The following is a 14,406-nucleotide window of genomic DNA, read 5'->3' as shown; positions in this document are numbered from 1 at the left end:
GCCTTGGGTGGCATTGTCCACTGTTCGCATACAAATTACTCTTGGATGTGTGCTTTGATAAATGCTTCGGCATCGCCGACGGTGCGCAATTTTTCAGCTTCTTCGTCGGTAATTTCCACGCCGAATTCTTCTTCGAGCGACATGACCAACTCGACCAAATCGAGTGAATCGGCGTTGAGGTCATCCAAGAAGGTTGCGCTTGGGACAATTTTTTCTTCTTCCACGCCCAATTGTTCAGCAACCAATTTCTTCAAGCGTTCGTTTAAGTCTGCCATTGGTAGAATCTCCGTATAGAAAATATGTCCGAGGCTAGCAAAAATGCTTCCTGCGTTATTCCTCGGATTCAGGTTTATTGACCACGGTACTGAGCACGCCATTGACAAATCGGCCAGAATTATCGCTGCCGAAGTGTTTTGCAAGCTCGACCGCTTCATTAATCACGGCTTTAACCGGAGCTTTATCCGCTGCCGCATCGTAAAGAATTTCAAACAAGGCGATGCGCAGCACCGCAATATCCACGCCTGGCATTTGGTGGACAGGCCAAGATGGGGCAATTTTGGCAATTAAATCATCAATCTCTTGACGATTGCTCCATGCACCATTGACAATACGGGCAAAAAAATCACGACCTTCTGCGCTGAACATTTCATCATCGCTGATGCGTGCAACAACCGAATCAAGGTCGTGGGTGGTTTGATCAAGTTCAAAGAGTGCCTGAAGTGCCGCAGCACGCACTCGGTGGCGAAGGCTACCCACGGTTCTGCTCGACATCCTGAATATAGACGTTAACGGCGCGGACGGGCATCCCGACCATTTCGTTTAACGCTTCGGTTACTGCCGATTGAACACGAGCACCGAGATCAAGCAAGTTGATATCGGGTTGGGCGATCAGGTAGCAATCGGCACTGACACTATCATCGACAACCCGAATTGCCACGCCATCGGCGTTGGCAGTTCCGCTCCCCAGCATGCTGCCCATGCGTTGTTGGCCGGGCACGCTGCCCAAACGCGCAACGCCAGCAACATCTTGGGCCGTCAGCGAGACAATCGCTGAAAGCACATCGGGAGCAATTGTCACAGTTCCAAATGGTTGATTCACGGTTTTCTCCACGACTGCCCTAGGCTGTCGCTTCTTTGGCAGTCTGTTGATTTAAAATATCAGCCAAGGTGTGCGTGGCAACATCACCGCTCACAAAAGCTGGTTCGTTCATCATGCGCAGTTGAAATGGCAAGGTGGTTGTAATGCCACTAATCACACACTCGCTTAATGCCCGCCGCATCCGTTCAATGGCCTCAAGCCGCGTTTCGCCCCATACGATCACTTTGGCTAACATCGAGTCGTAGTTGGTAGGGGTACGATAGCCTGAATACAGATGCGAATCGACCCGCACACCTGGGCCACCTGGTGGTAAATAGAGATCGACAGTACCGCCAGCAGGCATAAAATCACGGTCAGCATCTTCGGCATTAATCCGACATTCAATCGCATGCCCGCGTATTTTAATGTCATCCTGAGCGAGCGTCAAGCGTTCGCCAGAAGCAATCCGAATTTGCCACTTAACTAAATCCAAGCCGGTCAGCCATTCGGTCACTGGATGCTCAACCTGCAAGCGGGTATTCATTTCCATAAAATAGAAATTTCCCTGATGATCGAGCAAAAATTCCATGGTTCCGGCGTTGTAGTAGCCAATCTCGCGCACGCCGTGCAAGGCGGCTTCGCCCATTTTTTGACGCAATTCTGGGGTCAAAGCTGGCGATGGGCCTTCTTCAACCACTTTTTGGTGGCGACGTTGCAACGAGCAATCGCGCTCGCCAAGGTGAATTGCATTGCCATGCTGGTCGGCCAAGATTTGAATTTCAACGTGGCGCACGACGGGCAAGTATTTTTCCATATACAAATCGCCACGCCCAAAAGCGGCTTCGGCCTCGGCCCGCGCCGTATTGAAGGCTCTGGTCAATTCGTCTGGCTGGTTGACGACGCGCATCCCACGCCCGCCACCGCCAGCGACAGCCTTCAAGAGCACCGGGTAGCCAATGCTATCTGCAAGGCCTTGGGCTTCTTCAACGCTGGTCAAGGGGTTTTCGGTGCCTGGAATCAAGGGCAGGCCAGCAAGTTTCATGGCTTGTTTGGCAAGGGCTTTATCGCCCATGCGCTGAATCGAATCTGCCGAAGGGCCAATGAAGGTCAGGCCACATTCGCGGCAACTCTCGGCAAAATAGGGGTTTTCCGAAAGAAAGCCATAGCCAGGGTGAATCGCATCGCAATCGCTAATCAGCGCGGCGCTAATCAAAGCTGGCGCGTTCAGGTAGGATTTAGCGGGGGCTGGCGGGCCGATACAAATTGCTTCATCGGCCATGCGCACTGCCAGCGAATCACGATCGGCCTCGGAATAGGCGGCAACCGCTTTGATGCCTAGTTCATGGCAGGCGCGAATGATCCGCACGGCAATTTCGCCACGATTGGCAACGAGAATTTTGCGTAACATGGTGGTTCCTCAGCTAAAGCGTTCAAGCAAACGTCCCAACGCTGCTCTCTAATACATGGTCATGCCGCCATCGACGGCCAAGGTTTGGCCTGTGATGTAGCCAGCAGCATCGGAAGCCAAGAAAACCACCGCATTGGCGATTTCGGCAGGTTGGCCCATGCGCGCCAAGGGAATCCGATCCAAGGCTTTGTTGATCAAGTCTTCGGACATGGCGTTGCGGGTCATATCGGTTTCAATGAAGCCTGGGCATATCGCATTGGCGGTAATGCCGCGCGAAGCCATTTCTTGGGCCACCGATTTGCTAAAACCGATCAGGCCTGCTTTGGCGGCGGCATAATTGGATTGGCCAGCATTGCCCGTCAAGCCAATCACTGAGCTAATCGTGATTACGCGGCCCCATTTATTTTTCATCATCGGGCGCAGCACAGCCTTGGTGAGCAACATCACGCCGCGCAAGTTGGTTTGCAACACATCATCAATTTCGCTCTCTTTCATGCGCAACAACAAGTTATCACGGGTAATGCCAGCATTGTTGACCAGAATATCGACCCGCCCAAAGGCTTCGGTTGTTGCTTTGAGCAAGGTTTCGTGGCTGGCAGGGTCGGCTACATCTGCTTGCACAGCAAGCGCTTTGCCACCTTTGGCCGTAATCGACTCAACGACCTCGGCGGCTGCTGCTTCGCTGCCACGATAATTGACCACCACGGCGGCTCCGCTTGCAGCCAACGCCTCGGCAATCGAACGCCCGATGCCACGTGAAGCTCCAGTCACAATTGCGACACGACCTGTTAAATCTAGTTGCATGCTTGCTCCTTCAATACTAAACCATGCGCCAACCGCCATCGACTGGCAGCACTTGGCCGGTAATATAGCCTGCCTCTGGATTGGCCAGCATAAAAATCGCTGGCGTAATTTCGGCAGGCGCACCCAAGCGTTTGAGCGGCACAATATTGGTGGCCCATGGGATATAACTTGGGTCAAAACTCGACATATGTGGCCGCGAAATCAGGCCCGGCGCAACGCTATTGACCGTAATGCCCCACGGCGCAACCTCGCGAGCCAGCGATTTAGAAAAGCCAATAATTCCGCCAAGCGCGGCAGCATAATTGGCTTGGGTCAGGCCGCCAGCCAAAGGCTGATAGCCAGTAATTGTAATAATCCGCCCATAACGGGCTTTTTGCATAGGCCGCAACACGGCGCGGGTAATGCGGGTTACGCCACGCAGCATCGTCTCCAGCACATCGTTCCATTGCTCCAGCGTCATCTCAGCAACCGGCGCGTTGTTAACCGCTGAATGCGCGGTGATCAGCATATCGAGCCGCTCCCAGCGCCGCACCGCAACCTCAACCAAGCTGTTCATGGCTTCAGCATCGCGCACATCGGCCTTGATCGCAATCAGGCGTTGTTCGTCGGCAATCGTGGCACACATTTCTTCGGCCAGCTCATCGCGTTGGCGATAGCAAAAAACCACCCGTGCGCCGCGTTGAATGAGCCCTGAGACAACTTCACGCCCAATCGCGCCAGTACCACCTGTGACAATCGCTACTTGATCGTTGATACTCATTCTGCACCCCTATGGCATGACCCAGCCGCCGTCAATCGTCAGCACATGGCCAATAATATACGATGCAGCAGGCGAGGCCAGAAAGGCCACCGCTGGCGCAACTTCTTCAACTTTGCCAAAGCGTTTGAGCGGAATCACATCAAGCGCCCATGTCCGCAGCCATTGCGGAATATGGTCGATAAAGTCGGTGTCGATATAGCCAGGTGCTACCACATTCACCACAATTCCATCGGCGGTTACTTCGCGCGCTACAGCCTTGGAAAAACCAACCAAGCCCATCTTGGCAGCAGCATAGTTGGTTTGGCCAACATTGCCCGCCAAACCCGCCAACGAGGCAATGCTGACGATTCGGCCATAGCTGTTGGCCCGCATCGCTGGCAACACTGCTTGGGTACATAAAAATGCCGAGGTCAGATCAGCTTTGATCACATCGTCCCATTCCTCGTCTTTCAACCGCTGAAATAGGTTGTCGCGGGTAATGCCCGCATTGTTGATCAAAATGTGAATCATGCCCCATTCGGTTAAGGTTTGGGTCACCATGGTTTCAACTGCCTGCTGATCGGTCACATCTGCTTGAATTGCCATGGCCGTGCCACCAGCAGCTTGGATTTCGCCAACCACGGCTTCGGCTTTAGCGGCACTTGATTGATAATTGACAACGACTTTAACGCCCCAACTGGCTAGCTCCAAGGCAATCGCTCGGCCAATTCCGCGCGATGCTCCGGTAACAATCGCCACATGGTCTTTCATTCCCCGCATAGCAGCTGCCTCACCCACTTACATTATGCTTTCAAGGGTAGGTTTTCAAGGATACGCTCCATGCCCTCACCCCCAGCCCCTCTCCCACTGCGGCGGGAGAGGGGAGTTCTAGGCTTCATGCCAGGATGGTTCCCCCTCGCTCGCTGGGCGGGAGAGGGGGTTAGGGGGGTGAGGGCATGCCAATCGACGATTCATTCTACCCTTGAAAGCTTATACTACTGGGCGTTATTGTACTCGCCAATCGTAGCTATGTCATCAAAGCTGGCAAGATTCAGGCGTTGTAAGCTTGGATCGATGCGCTTAACCAAGCCAGTCAGCACGCTGCCAGCGCCAATTTCAATCACAGTTTGCACACCCAAGGCCGCCATTTGTTCGATTGAGGCAATCCAGCGGACTGGAGCCGTAATTTGGGCCACTAGCTCGGCCCGAATCTCGGCGGCACTGCTGATTGCTTGGGCGGTGCTATTGGCAATTACTGGCACTTGGGCAGCAACAATCGCCGCTGCCTCAATTGCCGGCGCTAAGCCAGCAGCGGTTGCTTCCATCAAGGGTGAGTGAAACGCAGCACTCACATTCAAAGGCATGATTTTTTTGGCCCCAGCAGCTTTGGCTTGTTCGCTTGCTGCCGCGACCGCCGCACTCGCTCCGCTAATCACCAATTGGCCGTGGGCGTTTTGGTTAGCCACAACGCATGGGCCAAGCTCGCTCACGTTAGCACACACAGCTTCGAGCGGCGCAAGATCCAGCCCAATGACGGCAGCCATCGCACCTTCGCTGGCTTGGGCCATCAATTCGCCACGTTGGCGCACCAAACGCAGCGCGGTAGCAAAATCAAGGGCTTTGGCGGCAACCAAGGCGCTATATTCGCCCAACGAATGGCCTGCAACTACGCTTGGTTTCAGCGCGATGCCTGCCTCGGCCAGCGCCGCCAACAAGGCCACGCTCACGGTCAGCAAGGCTGGTTGGGTATTTTCAGTTGCGCTTAAATCAGCTTCTGGCCCATCAAAGCACAACGCTGCCAAATCAAAGCCCAGCACTGCATTGGCTTCAGCAAAAATTGCCCGGGCCGCCGCCGATTGTTCGTAGACCTCACGACCCATGCCCACTTTCTGCGAGCCTTGGCCAGGAAAAAGCAATCCGATTGTCATTGGGTATCTTTCTGTATATGCTGGAGGTCGGGGGTTGGGGGCTGGGGATCGGAACGCTCTTCGCGGTTTCAAAACTGATCCCCAACACCCAATTCCCGCTCCCAAATACCTATGCTCTATGCTCTATGCTCTATGTTCTACTTCCCGCCCCACACCAACACGCCTGAAGCCCAAGTTAGGCCGCCGCCAAATGCGGTCAGCAAAATGGTATCGCCTGGCTGCATGCGGCCAGCATCGGCGGCTTCGGCCAAGGCTACGGGCAAGGTGGCGGCTGAGGTATTGCCATATTCTTGAATATTGACAAATACCTGCTCCATTGGCACGTTGAGCCGCTTAGCAACCGCCTCGATAATGCGCAGATTCGCTTGATGTGGCACGACCAATTGCACATCGGCGGGTGTTTTGCCAACTTGCTGCAACACATGCAACGAACTATCAACCATCGAGCGCACCGCATACTTGAACACTTCAGCGCCATTCATCTGAATATATTGTTCAGACTGATCAAGCCGCTCGTGAGTTGCAGGGTAGAGCGTGGCTCCAGCCTTGATCCACAATAATTCGGCGGTATCGGGAATCGCGCCCAACTTGTAGGCTTGCAAGCCATGTTCTTGCTCGGTTGCTTCGAGAATCACCGCACCAGCAGCATCGCCGAAAATCACGCAGGTATTACGATCTTGCCAATTTAGGAATGGCGAGATGGTTTCTGCTCCGCAGAGTAATACTTTACGCAAACCGCCGCCGCGAATCATGGCGGTGACTGCGCTGAGTGCATATAAAAAGCCACAGCAAGCGGCGTTCATATCCATCACGCCAGCGTTGATTGCGCCCAATTTGGTTTGAACTAAGGCGGCGGTTGAGGGCAAGAGCAAATCGGGCGAGGTGGTAGCAACCACAATTAAATCAAGCTCTTCTGGCTGCACGCCAGCTTTAGCGAGCGCAATCCGCGCGGCGCGGGTGGCCATATCTGAGGTTGCTTGGCCTTCGGCCACAATATGGCGGCGCTGAATGCCAGTGCGCGATTGAATCCATTCGGCATTGGTATCGACAATGTGTTCAAGCTCTTCGTTGGTAAGCACGCGTTCGGGAGCGTAGCGCCCCCAGCCAGTAATTGCTGCATTCATTGCAAAACACTCCCGTGGTGAAGCCGTTTCATGCTGCACTGCACAATAAACCGCCTAAAATGCGAAAGGGACGAGAACCATGTTCTCGACCCTTTCGCTGCTTTGCTGCCAAACATGGCTTATGCTTCAGCATTGTCCTTCTTGAGGTATTGGCGACCTTTGTAGGTACCGCAATTCAAGCAAACGCGGTGTGGACGGCGATAGCCGCCACAGTTTGGACAAGCCGACAATGAAGGTGCGGTCAAAGCAAGGTGTTGGCGGCGGTGCCCGCGTTGTTCGCGGGTAATTTTACGTCGTGGCAATGCGCCCATGAGAAACTAGGCTCCTTTCAGCAATTGTTTGAGCGCGGCTAAACGCTCATCGATCACTTGATCGTCCAGATCGTCGGCTGCTGGGTTATCGTTGCGGTTTTGGCCATCCAACGACAATCCACGACAATCTGGGCGACAAATCGGCGCGATTGGTAAGTTGATGAGCGTGTATTCACGGGCAGCATCGCCAAGGTCAAGCAAATGGTTGCCGTTAATTTTGAACACATCAGGCTCTTCTGGTTCTGGCAACGGTGCGCCCGTCGTTGCATGAACCGTCGCAAAATATTCTTCAGCGAAATCGAACTCAACAGGTTGGCTGAAATCGCTTAAGCATCGCACACATTCTACGGTGACGTTGCCGCTCATGGCGGCATCAACTAAGACCCCATTTTTGGTGCGGGTCATTTTAACATCGCCTTCGGTAATCCTCAGGCTCGTACCATCACCCAAATCAAGCTGTTCGTTTTCATATGTATACTGGCGGGTCGCCCCAACGTATTCTTGCAACAGTTGGGATACATTGAATTGGAGTTCGGATGACATACAGTGACCTCCTGCTGGAATTCAACCCGCAAGCGACGTGACATTATAGGCGCGAGAACGCGCTCTGTCAAACTACGCCCAGTTCATCGAGGCCATTTTGAATAATTGTCAGCGATTTGCCGATATGTTCTTCAAGGTTGAGCAACACTTGACGCGCATATTCATCGGCATCAGAGCGCACTTTGGCAGCTTCTGATTCTGCTTCGGCAATCATTCTGGTGCGTTCGCGCTGGGCAATTTCAAGCATGCCCTGTTCCGAAAGCGTTAACGCAATTTTCTTTTTGGTTGCCTCGATCAGTTGGTCGCGTTCGCGCACAATCTGGCGTGCTTGGCGTAATTCATTGGGAACCGCAACCCGCATCCGGTCGATAATGTCGAACACTTGCTTCTCGTCGATCATTAATCGGCTGGTTAAGGGCACACGGCCACCACTCGCTAAAACCTCTTCCAACTCGTTAATCAGGCGCTCAAACTCGGCCTCAGCATATTCTGGGGGGCGCTGGTGTTGCCCGACTGGCTCCACGCTGGTTGCTTCCTGATGTTCACTGGGCTGTTCTCCCCATTGGGCTTGTTCGCTCATGTGCGTGACTCCTCATGCTTTTGATAGGCTTGCTTGAGCGCAAGGGCAATATGGGCGGGCACAAACGAGCTAACATCGCCGCCATAGGCCGCAATTTCGCGCACCGCGCTTGAGCTAAGCAACGTAAAGCGTTGGTCAGCCATCAAACAGACCGTATCAAGCGTGGGAGCCAAGTGATGATTGATATGCGCCATTTGGAATTCGTGCTCGAAGTCGGTCGAGGCCCGCAAGCCACGAACCAACACCGTCGCATTGATGCCAAGCGCATATTCCACAACTAAACTCGAAAAAGCATCCACCCGCACATTTGGCAGGTGCGCTACCGATTCGCGAATCATGGCAATCCGTTGCTCGGTGGTAAAGAGCAACTTTTTGTACGGACGATCAGCTACCGCTAAGACCAACTCATCAAACAACCGTGATGCGCGCTCGGTAACATCAAGATGTCCGTTGGTAATCGGGTCGAAGCTTGCAGGGTAGACAGCAATAGTCACAGGTGATTACTCCGATTGCGGCGGTAACGCGCTCAATTCATACATTGAGAAACAGGAATCGCCGATACGCCGATGCTTGAGTAAACTCAGTGGCCCAAGTTGGGGCGGCATCACCAGCTTTGGCCAATGGCCTAAAACTAATACGCCATTTGGATCTAAAATGCCTCGTTCAGCAACCCGCACCACAAGGTCGGGAATGCCTTCCATAGCATATGGCGGATCGAGCAGGATTATAGCATATTTTGTTTTTTCGTCGATGATTTGCAGAAATTTATCGACGGAAAGGTTCCAAACTTTGGCTCGCTCAGCCAGTTTGGTTGTTTTTAGGTTCTCTTTGGTTACCGCCGCCACATGGCTACGAGCCTCGACAAAATCGGCCCATTCAGCCCCGCGCGATAAGCACTCGATGCCCAACGATCCCGTGCCCGCAAATAAATCTAAGGCGCGACCTTCAAAGGCATCAAAGCCCTCTAAAATACCAAATAACGATTCTTTGACCCGATCAAGCATCGGGCGCGTGCCAATATCTGGCGGGCCTTTTAATTGTCGCCCCTTGGCACTGCCAGTAATCACCCGCATTGACGTAACCCCGTAAATAAAGGATGAGGGATGAATTATGAAGGATGAAAATCCAGAGCGAATCATGAGTAAGCCAATTTTTAGGCTAGATTAATGACAATAAACCCAATAACCTATAACTATTGGTTTATACCTTTCATAATTCATAATTCATCCTTCATAATTTTAAAAGACTTCTGCGCCGAATTCGGCTAGCTCGTCGGCAATCGATTCAATATCGTGGATGGTGCGCATTTTTTTGATCAGCCCAGTATATTTTTGGCGATTGGCATCGTGGGCCATCACCGCTCGCTCAACATATTGGGTCAAATACAGTTTCAAGGCCGCTAATTGGCCTTCATCCAAGCGCTCGCCGTTCATATAGGCATCGACGGCAGCTTCTAACACCCCAGTTTGTTCTTCCATCCAAAAGCGCGGTGGCACTGCCACCTTAAATGGATAGGGATATTCGCGGTTGGGCACAAATACTAAATTGCCAATTTGCTCGGCATCTTCAGGCCATTGCTCTGTCATTTTCGAATAATCCTTTGGTAGATTTAGTTCTGAATATCGTTCAAGCTCGCCAACGGCACAATTGGGTCGATTTGCTGCACGCTATTGCTTTCAGCGGCATCAATTGCCCGCATAATCAAGCGCCAATCGGCCAATGCACTTGCCAACGTGGCCACAATTGGCTCATCGTCAACAATCGCCGCGTAAAAATTACGAAACTCGCTTTCGTAACCACGCAAATCGCGAGCTTGGTAGTGTTCTATTGTACCATCAGCCCGATATAATGTCGTCTGATCGCCACGAATCGTAATACTACCGCTCGTGCCATGCACAACCGTCCAATCGAACGAGGGATTTTCGGTTTTCACCGCGCCCGAAAAACATAGCGAGCCAAGCACACCCGAGGCAAAACGCAAATTCAAAACCATGGTGTCAGGGCCGCGCAGCACTGGATGCACATCCTTGATGAAGGCATGAGCGCTTTCGATTGGCCCGCCAATTTCGCGCAACAAGGCTGCTTGATGCACGCCAGCATCGGCCAACACCGCGCCGCGATATTGATGATCGTGCCGCCATGGCGTTGCGCCAAAACCTTGGGTTGGATCGCTCCAAAAGGTTGCGCGCACATCAATCAACACCACATCGCCAATCGCTCCTGCATCCATCCAAGCCCGCGCTTGCTTCAGATCATCGCGATAATGAAAATTCTCGGCAATTAGAATTTTGACTGGAGCATGCTTGCACGCAGCAACCAGCGCTTCAGCCTGGGGCAAATTCGCCGCCAACGGTTTTTCGCAAATTACATGTTTGCCCGCTGCCACTGCCGCCTGAATTGCTTCGGCGTTACGTTGAATTGGCAACGAAATTAACACTGCATCGATCGACGAGTCAGCAAAGAAATCCACCCACGAATCAGTGATCGTTAGGTGGACATCCAGCAGGCCTGCCAACGCCTCAGCATTTGCCCGATTATGGTCGCAAATGCTAACAATTTGGAATAAATTCGGTAATGCTTTGAGCGCTGGCAGATGCAAATGCTTGACCGCTAAACCAGCGCCAAGCACTCCTAACCTGATTGTTTTCATTAATGGCGAGCCTCGCGCTGGAAGCGGCGGCGTTGCATAAGGGTTGGGCGACGGCGAATTTTAAACGGCGATGGGGGAGTTAATGGATCATCAGCTGCCAAGCGAGCGCGGCGCTTGGGCCGTTCAAAGCGATAATAATCGAAGCCAACTAAGCCAACCCCAATCACGGCAGCAACCGCGATAACCACCGAACCAACCAGGCCTTCAGCGTTGCGAGTATAGACCAAACCGCTCACAAAGGCAGTTGCGAGGGTTAGCCAGCCCAACGCACCTTGCCAGCGCTTGCGAAAAACAAACAACACAAGAACAGCAAACACCGCTAAAAAGCCAAAAACGAACCAATCAACACGAGTCATAGCGTGCTCCTCTAAGTCAAAGCATGGCGGTTAATACTGTAGCACACAATGGGCCATGCCTGCCGAACCAATCCGATCGATTATGGTTAATCATGGGCCAAATTTGCATGTTTGACAAGCAGGCTTTAGATCTATTATTCTATACCTTGTATAACAAAGTATCCTTTATCGCAAGGTAGCCTATGTTTGAACGTGAACTTCTTAAAGGTAGCCTCGGTTTGATGCTGATGGCACTCATTGAGCAAGGCCCAATGTATGGCTACCTGATCGCCAAGGAAATTCGCTCCCTCACCGACGATGTGATCGACCTGAAAGAGGGATCGCTCTATCCTGCACTTCATCGGTTGGAAAAGGAAGGGATGATAGAAGGCTTCTGGCAACGCCGTGAAGACGGTGTTGACCGACGCTACTATCGGATAACGGCAGCTGGTCAAGCTGTCTTAGACGAACGTCGCGCCCAATGGAGTCGATTTAGTGCCGCAGTTTCAAAGGTGGTCTCCGATGCACCGTCCCAATGATAGCTATTTTGCTGAACTTGAACATGAATTAGCAGCGCTCAGTGTGGCCGAACGTGAAGCCATTCTGCGCGAGCTTCGTTCGCACTACGACGATGCAGCTGCCGATCCCAGTGCTGATGATCAGACATTACGCTTAGGTTTGCCGTTTCAGGCCGATCAAATTGGACGCAAGCTCAAGCGTATTCATCGCTCGGCCAAACGCGAGGCCGCCAAACATCGCACGATGATGATCATCGCAACCGTAATTGCCAGCATTGCAATTGTGCTCTCGTTTATTTTTCCATGGATCGATGGCAATCTCTTGGCCTTCATCCTTGGTGGCACAGCCGTGGTCTGCTCAATTCTCTCAGTTGTAGGAATTTGGCTGCCAAAACAAACGGTCGGCCAATGGCTTTTTTGGAGTGGCAGCACTGGTTTGACCTTAATCGGCCTACCATCGGTGATTAGTTTCAGCAGTTTCTATTTGATCTTCGGCCCTTTGTTGTTGTGGACAGGAACCCGACTACAACGGACGTATTAAGCCGCTAATGTGGCTGCCCCGTTCGAGCGGGGTTTCTTTAGTGTGCCTAAAACAAGGAGTAGCTCTGTGTTACACGAACAACAAACCCCCATCACCCCCTTAGTTATCAACGGCCCATGGACGCGCGAAGCCCGCGAACGTGCCATTGCTGAAGAAGTAAAATTAGCCTATATCGAATATTTTCGCAAAGCTGTTAAAACCCGCAATTGGTTGCCATGGGACGATTTGCCCTTGCGCGAGATGGAACAATATGGCCATCTGCTCAGCGAAGATACGGTGACCTTGGTCGAAAGTTTCCTCGGCGTTGAAGATTACGTTGGCGATTATGTCGAGGATACCATCAACATTGTGCATGGCAAACGCGAACGGCGCAATATTCAACTGCAATGGGGCGCTGAAGAATCAAAACATGCAGAAGCATGGGAATTGGTGCTGTTGCACTCAGGCCGCCGCACCAAAGAACAATTAGAAACCTATCGCGATAAAGTGGCTGAGCATCGCTGGACGATGTATGAAAATCACCCTGGCTTTGACACGCCCTTGGGCGTTGCCGCCTATGCCATGGTGCAAGAACGCGCCACCTATTTCAATTATGAAGAATTGCGCAAACGAATTCGCAGCGAATATGGCTTGCCTGAGCAAAGCACCGACGAAGAACGCAAACGCGGTAAGCAAATTGGCGCAGCTGCAGCCTTCAAAATTGTTGGCGTTGATGAAATTGCCCACCACGGCATGTTTTTGCGCGTGATCGATATTTACAAGCGCTATTTGCCCTATGAAACGCTCGATATGGTGTTTCGGGTGCTGAATGGCTTCAACATGCCAGCGCTGCATATTTTGCCCAATGCAGAGGAACTGAAAGCCTCGTTGGAACGCACCAAACTCTACACGCCACTCAAGCATGGCCGCTTTGTCGCCAACCCCGTGCTCGATGCGATGGGCTTCAACAACAAACGCGCGCTCGAACGGGCCGTGCAACATGCCAAGCTTTTGCCAACCGGTCTTGGCCCTGAACACGTCGCAATTGGCCGCGATGGCGAGTTTGTAATTTCAATGCAGCCAGATGCAGAAGTCGAAGCTGCCTAGGATTTTGCTTAAATCCAAAAGCGCAGGGAGCATTGAATCCCTGCGCTTTGGTGTTTAACCCAGCATTCACCGAACAACAAATGGTTAAGAAGAACGTTAAGAATTGGAGATTGATGATTGTTGGGTGTTGGTATAGGCCGCCAAATCTTGTTCTTCAATCACTGGCATAAAGCGCGTCATCTCGACCATCTTGAAGATTTTTTGATGATGGGGGCTGACATGGAGACAAAAGACTTTATAGCCATTCTTGCGTGCAGCCACCACAAACTTCAGCAGCACCGAAATGCCAGCTGAGTTGATAAAAGCCACATCAGCAAAATCTAAAACCGTGATTGGTTTCATTTGAGTACAAGCATGCTCGATCGTTGCCGCCGAAACGGCATCGACGCTGTTGGTCAAAATATGCAACAGCACGACATCATCCCACTCTTCTCGGCGAATTACCGATTGTACGTCGCTCATAATAGATCTCCTAGGTTGGTCAACGCGGCCAACTCTCCCTTGATCATAGTTGAGCAAGCGATTTTTGGCAACCAAGCTGCATGAAATTTTGATGACAGATTGGGTTTGGGGATCGGTTGTTGGGGGTCGGGGATCAGGGATTAGGTTTAGTGGCGTTTGGCTTTTGGCTATCGGAGATCCATTGCAACCTCAACAGTTGTTCCGCTAACCAGACGATGGCTATAGGCTGTTGGCTATGGGCTAGCGGAGATTGATTAGAACTATCGATAATTGCTCTGCTAGCCCCAGCCCCTGACCCC

Annotated in this window: 21 protein-coding genes; 3 read left to right on the top strand and 18 right to left on the bottom strand. The window is 52.1% G+C overall.

Going from position 1 to position 14,406, the window contains the following annotated elements; genetic code table 11:
- Positions 1–35 precede the first annotated feature (35 nt).
- From C5S61_RS08645 to C5S61_RS08565, 17 genes are all read right to left on the bottom strand, one after another.
- Positions 36–275, bottom strand: a complete 240-nt coding sequence (locus C5S61_RS08645; protein WP_054537017.1) for an acyl carrier protein — start codon at positions 273–275, stop codon at positions 36–38.
- A 55-nt stretch (positions 276–330) separates the two neighbouring features.
- Complete coding sequence (gene nusB / locus C5S61_RS08640) at positions 331–771, bottom strand: transcription antitermination factor NusB (protein WP_054537018.1); 441 nt, start codon at positions 769–771, stop codon at positions 331–333.
- Positions 749–1,099 (bottom strand): Asp23/Gls24 family envelope stress response protein, encoded by a 351-nt coding sequence (locus C5S61_RS08635; RefSeq protein ID WP_164689294.1) that lies wholly within the window; start codon positions 1,097–1,099, stop codon positions 749–751. Before C5S61_RS08635 ends, nusB begins: the two co-directional genes overlap by 23 nt.
- Before the next feature lie 19 nt (positions 1,100–1,118).
- Complete coding sequence (gene accC / locus C5S61_RS08630; protein ID WP_110514661.1) at positions 1,119–2,486, bottom strand: acetyl-CoA carboxylase biotin carboxylase subunit; 1,368 nt, start codon at positions 2,484–2,486, stop codon at positions 1,119–1,121.
- A gap of 48 nt (positions 2,487–2,534) precedes the next feature.
- On the bottom strand, positions 2,535–3,290 hold the full coding sequence (gene fabG / locus C5S61_RS08625; RefSeq protein ID WP_110514660.1) for a 3-oxoacyl-[acyl-carrier-protein] reductase: 756 nt from the start codon (positions 3,288–3,290) through the stop codon (positions 2,535–2,537).
- Positions 3,291–3,306: 16 nt separating this feature from the next.
- Complete coding sequence (locus tag C5S61_RS08620; RefSeq protein ID WP_054537022.1) at positions 3,307–4,050, bottom strand: SDR family oxidoreductase; 744 nt, start codon at positions 4,048–4,050, stop codon at positions 3,307–3,309.
- A gap of 9 nt (positions 4,051–4,059) precedes the next feature.
- Positions 4,060–4,809, bottom strand: a complete 750-nt coding sequence (locus C5S61_RS08615; protein WP_110514725.1) for a 3-oxoacyl-ACP reductase family protein — start codon at positions 4,807–4,809, stop codon at positions 4,060–4,062.
- Positions 4,810–5,024: 215 nt separating this feature from the next.
- Positions 5,025–5,957 (bottom strand): ACP S-malonyltransferase, encoded by a 933-nt coding sequence (gene fabD / locus C5S61_RS08610; protein WP_110514659.1) that lies wholly within the window; start codon positions 5,955–5,957, stop codon positions 5,025–5,027.
- A 137-nt stretch (positions 5,958–6,094) separates the two neighbouring features.
- Positions 6,095–7,081, bottom strand: coding sequence for a beta-ketoacyl-ACP synthase III (locus C5S61_RS08605; RefSeq protein WP_110514658.1), 987 nt, complete (start codon positions 7,079–7,081; stop codon positions 6,095–6,097).
- A 119-nt stretch (positions 7,082–7,200) separates the two neighbouring features.
- The gene (gene rpmF / locus C5S61_RS08600; RefSeq protein WP_012188299.1) at positions 7,201–7,392 is read right to left on the bottom strand and encodes a 50S ribosomal protein L32; all 192 of its coding nucleotides are present in this window, start codon (positions 7,390–7,392) and stop codon (positions 7,201–7,203) included.
- A gap of 6 nt (positions 7,393–7,398) precedes the next feature.
- On the bottom strand, positions 7,399–7,935 hold the full coding sequence (locus C5S61_RS08595; protein WP_110514657.1) for a YceD family protein: 537 nt from the start codon (positions 7,933–7,935) through the stop codon (positions 7,399–7,401).
- A gap of 67 nt (positions 7,936–8,002) precedes the next feature.
- On the bottom strand, positions 8,003–8,515 hold the full coding sequence (locus C5S61_RS08590) for a hypothetical protein (RefSeq protein ID WP_201783534.1): 513 nt from the start codon (positions 8,513–8,515) through the stop codon (positions 8,003–8,005).
- The gene (gene coaD / locus C5S61_RS08585; RefSeq protein ID WP_054537027.1) at positions 8,512–9,009 is read right to left on the bottom strand and encodes a pantetheine-phosphate adenylyltransferase; all 498 of its coding nucleotides are present in this window, start codon (positions 9,007–9,009) and stop codon (positions 8,512–8,514) included. Before coaD ends, C5S61_RS08590 begins: the two co-directional genes overlap by 4 nt.
- Before the next feature lie 6 nt (positions 9,010–9,015).
- Positions 9,016–9,588 (bottom strand): 16S rRNA (guanine(966)-N(2))-methyltransferase RsmD, encoded by a 573-nt coding sequence (gene rsmD / locus C5S61_RS08580; protein WP_110514656.1) that lies wholly within the window; start codon positions 9,586–9,588, stop codon positions 9,016–9,018.
- Positions 9,589–9,753: 165 nt separating this feature from the next.
- Positions 9,754–10,101 carry a hypothetical protein gene (locus C5S61_RS08575; protein WP_054537029.1) on the bottom strand — a complete coding sequence of 116 codons (348 nt, stop codon included), beginning with the start codon at positions 10,099–10,101 and terminating at the stop codon, positions 9,754–9,756.
- 23 nt (positions 10,102–10,124) lie between these two features.
- Positions 10,125–11,165 carry a Gfo/Idh/MocA family protein gene (locus C5S61_RS08570; RefSeq protein ID WP_110514655.1) on the bottom strand — a complete coding sequence of 347 codons (1,041 nt, stop codon included), beginning with the start codon at positions 11,163–11,165 and terminating at the stop codon, positions 10,125–10,127.
- On the bottom strand, positions 11,165–11,521 hold the full coding sequence (locus C5S61_RS08565) for a hypothetical protein (protein ID WP_110514654.1): 357 nt from the start codon (positions 11,519–11,521) through the stop codon (positions 11,165–11,167). Before C5S61_RS08565 ends, C5S61_RS08570 begins: the two co-directional genes overlap by 1 nt.
- A 182-nt stretch (positions 11,522–11,703) precedes the next feature.
- Between C5S61_RS08565 and C5S61_RS08560 the strand changes: the two genes are divergently transcribed.
- The 3 genes from C5S61_RS08560 to C5S61_RS08550 all read left to right on the top strand — a co-directional run bounded on the left by C5S61_RS08560 (position 11,704) and on the right by C5S61_RS08550 (position 13,645).
- Positions 11,704–12,039 (top strand): PadR family transcriptional regulator, encoded by a 336-nt coding sequence (locus C5S61_RS08560; protein WP_110514653.1) that lies wholly within the window; start codon positions 11,704–11,706, stop codon positions 12,037–12,039.
- Positions 12,023–12,559 (top strand): HAAS signaling domain-containing protein, encoded by a 537-nt coding sequence (locus C5S61_RS08555; RefSeq protein ID WP_110514652.1) that lies wholly within the window; start codon positions 12,023–12,025, stop codon positions 12,557–12,559. Before C5S61_RS08560 ends, C5S61_RS08555 begins: the two co-directional genes overlap by 17 nt.
- Positions 12,560–12,625: 66 nt before the next feature.
- Positions 12,626–13,645 carry a ferritin family protein gene (locus C5S61_RS08550; protein ID WP_110514651.1) on the top strand — a complete coding sequence of 340 codons (1,020 nt, stop codon included), beginning with the start codon at positions 12,626–12,628 and terminating at the stop codon, positions 13,643–13,645.
- A gap of 96 nt (positions 13,646–13,741) precedes the next feature.
- Here C5S61_RS08550 and C5S61_RS08545 read toward each other — a convergent pair whose 3' ends face one another.
- Positions 13,742–14,107, bottom strand: a complete 366-nt coding sequence (locus tag C5S61_RS08545; protein WP_110514650.1) for an STAS domain-containing protein — start codon at positions 14,105–14,107, stop codon at positions 13,742–13,744.
- Positions 14,108–14,406 lie beyond the last annotated feature (299 nt).

This window comes from Herpetosiphon llansteffanensis (assembly GCF_003205875.1).
Classification (GTDB): Bacteria; Chloroflexota; Chloroflexia; order Chloroflexales; family Herpetosiphonaceae; genus Herpetosiphon; species Herpetosiphon llansteffanensis.
This window is presented reverse-complemented; position numbering and strand designations above follow the sequence as displayed.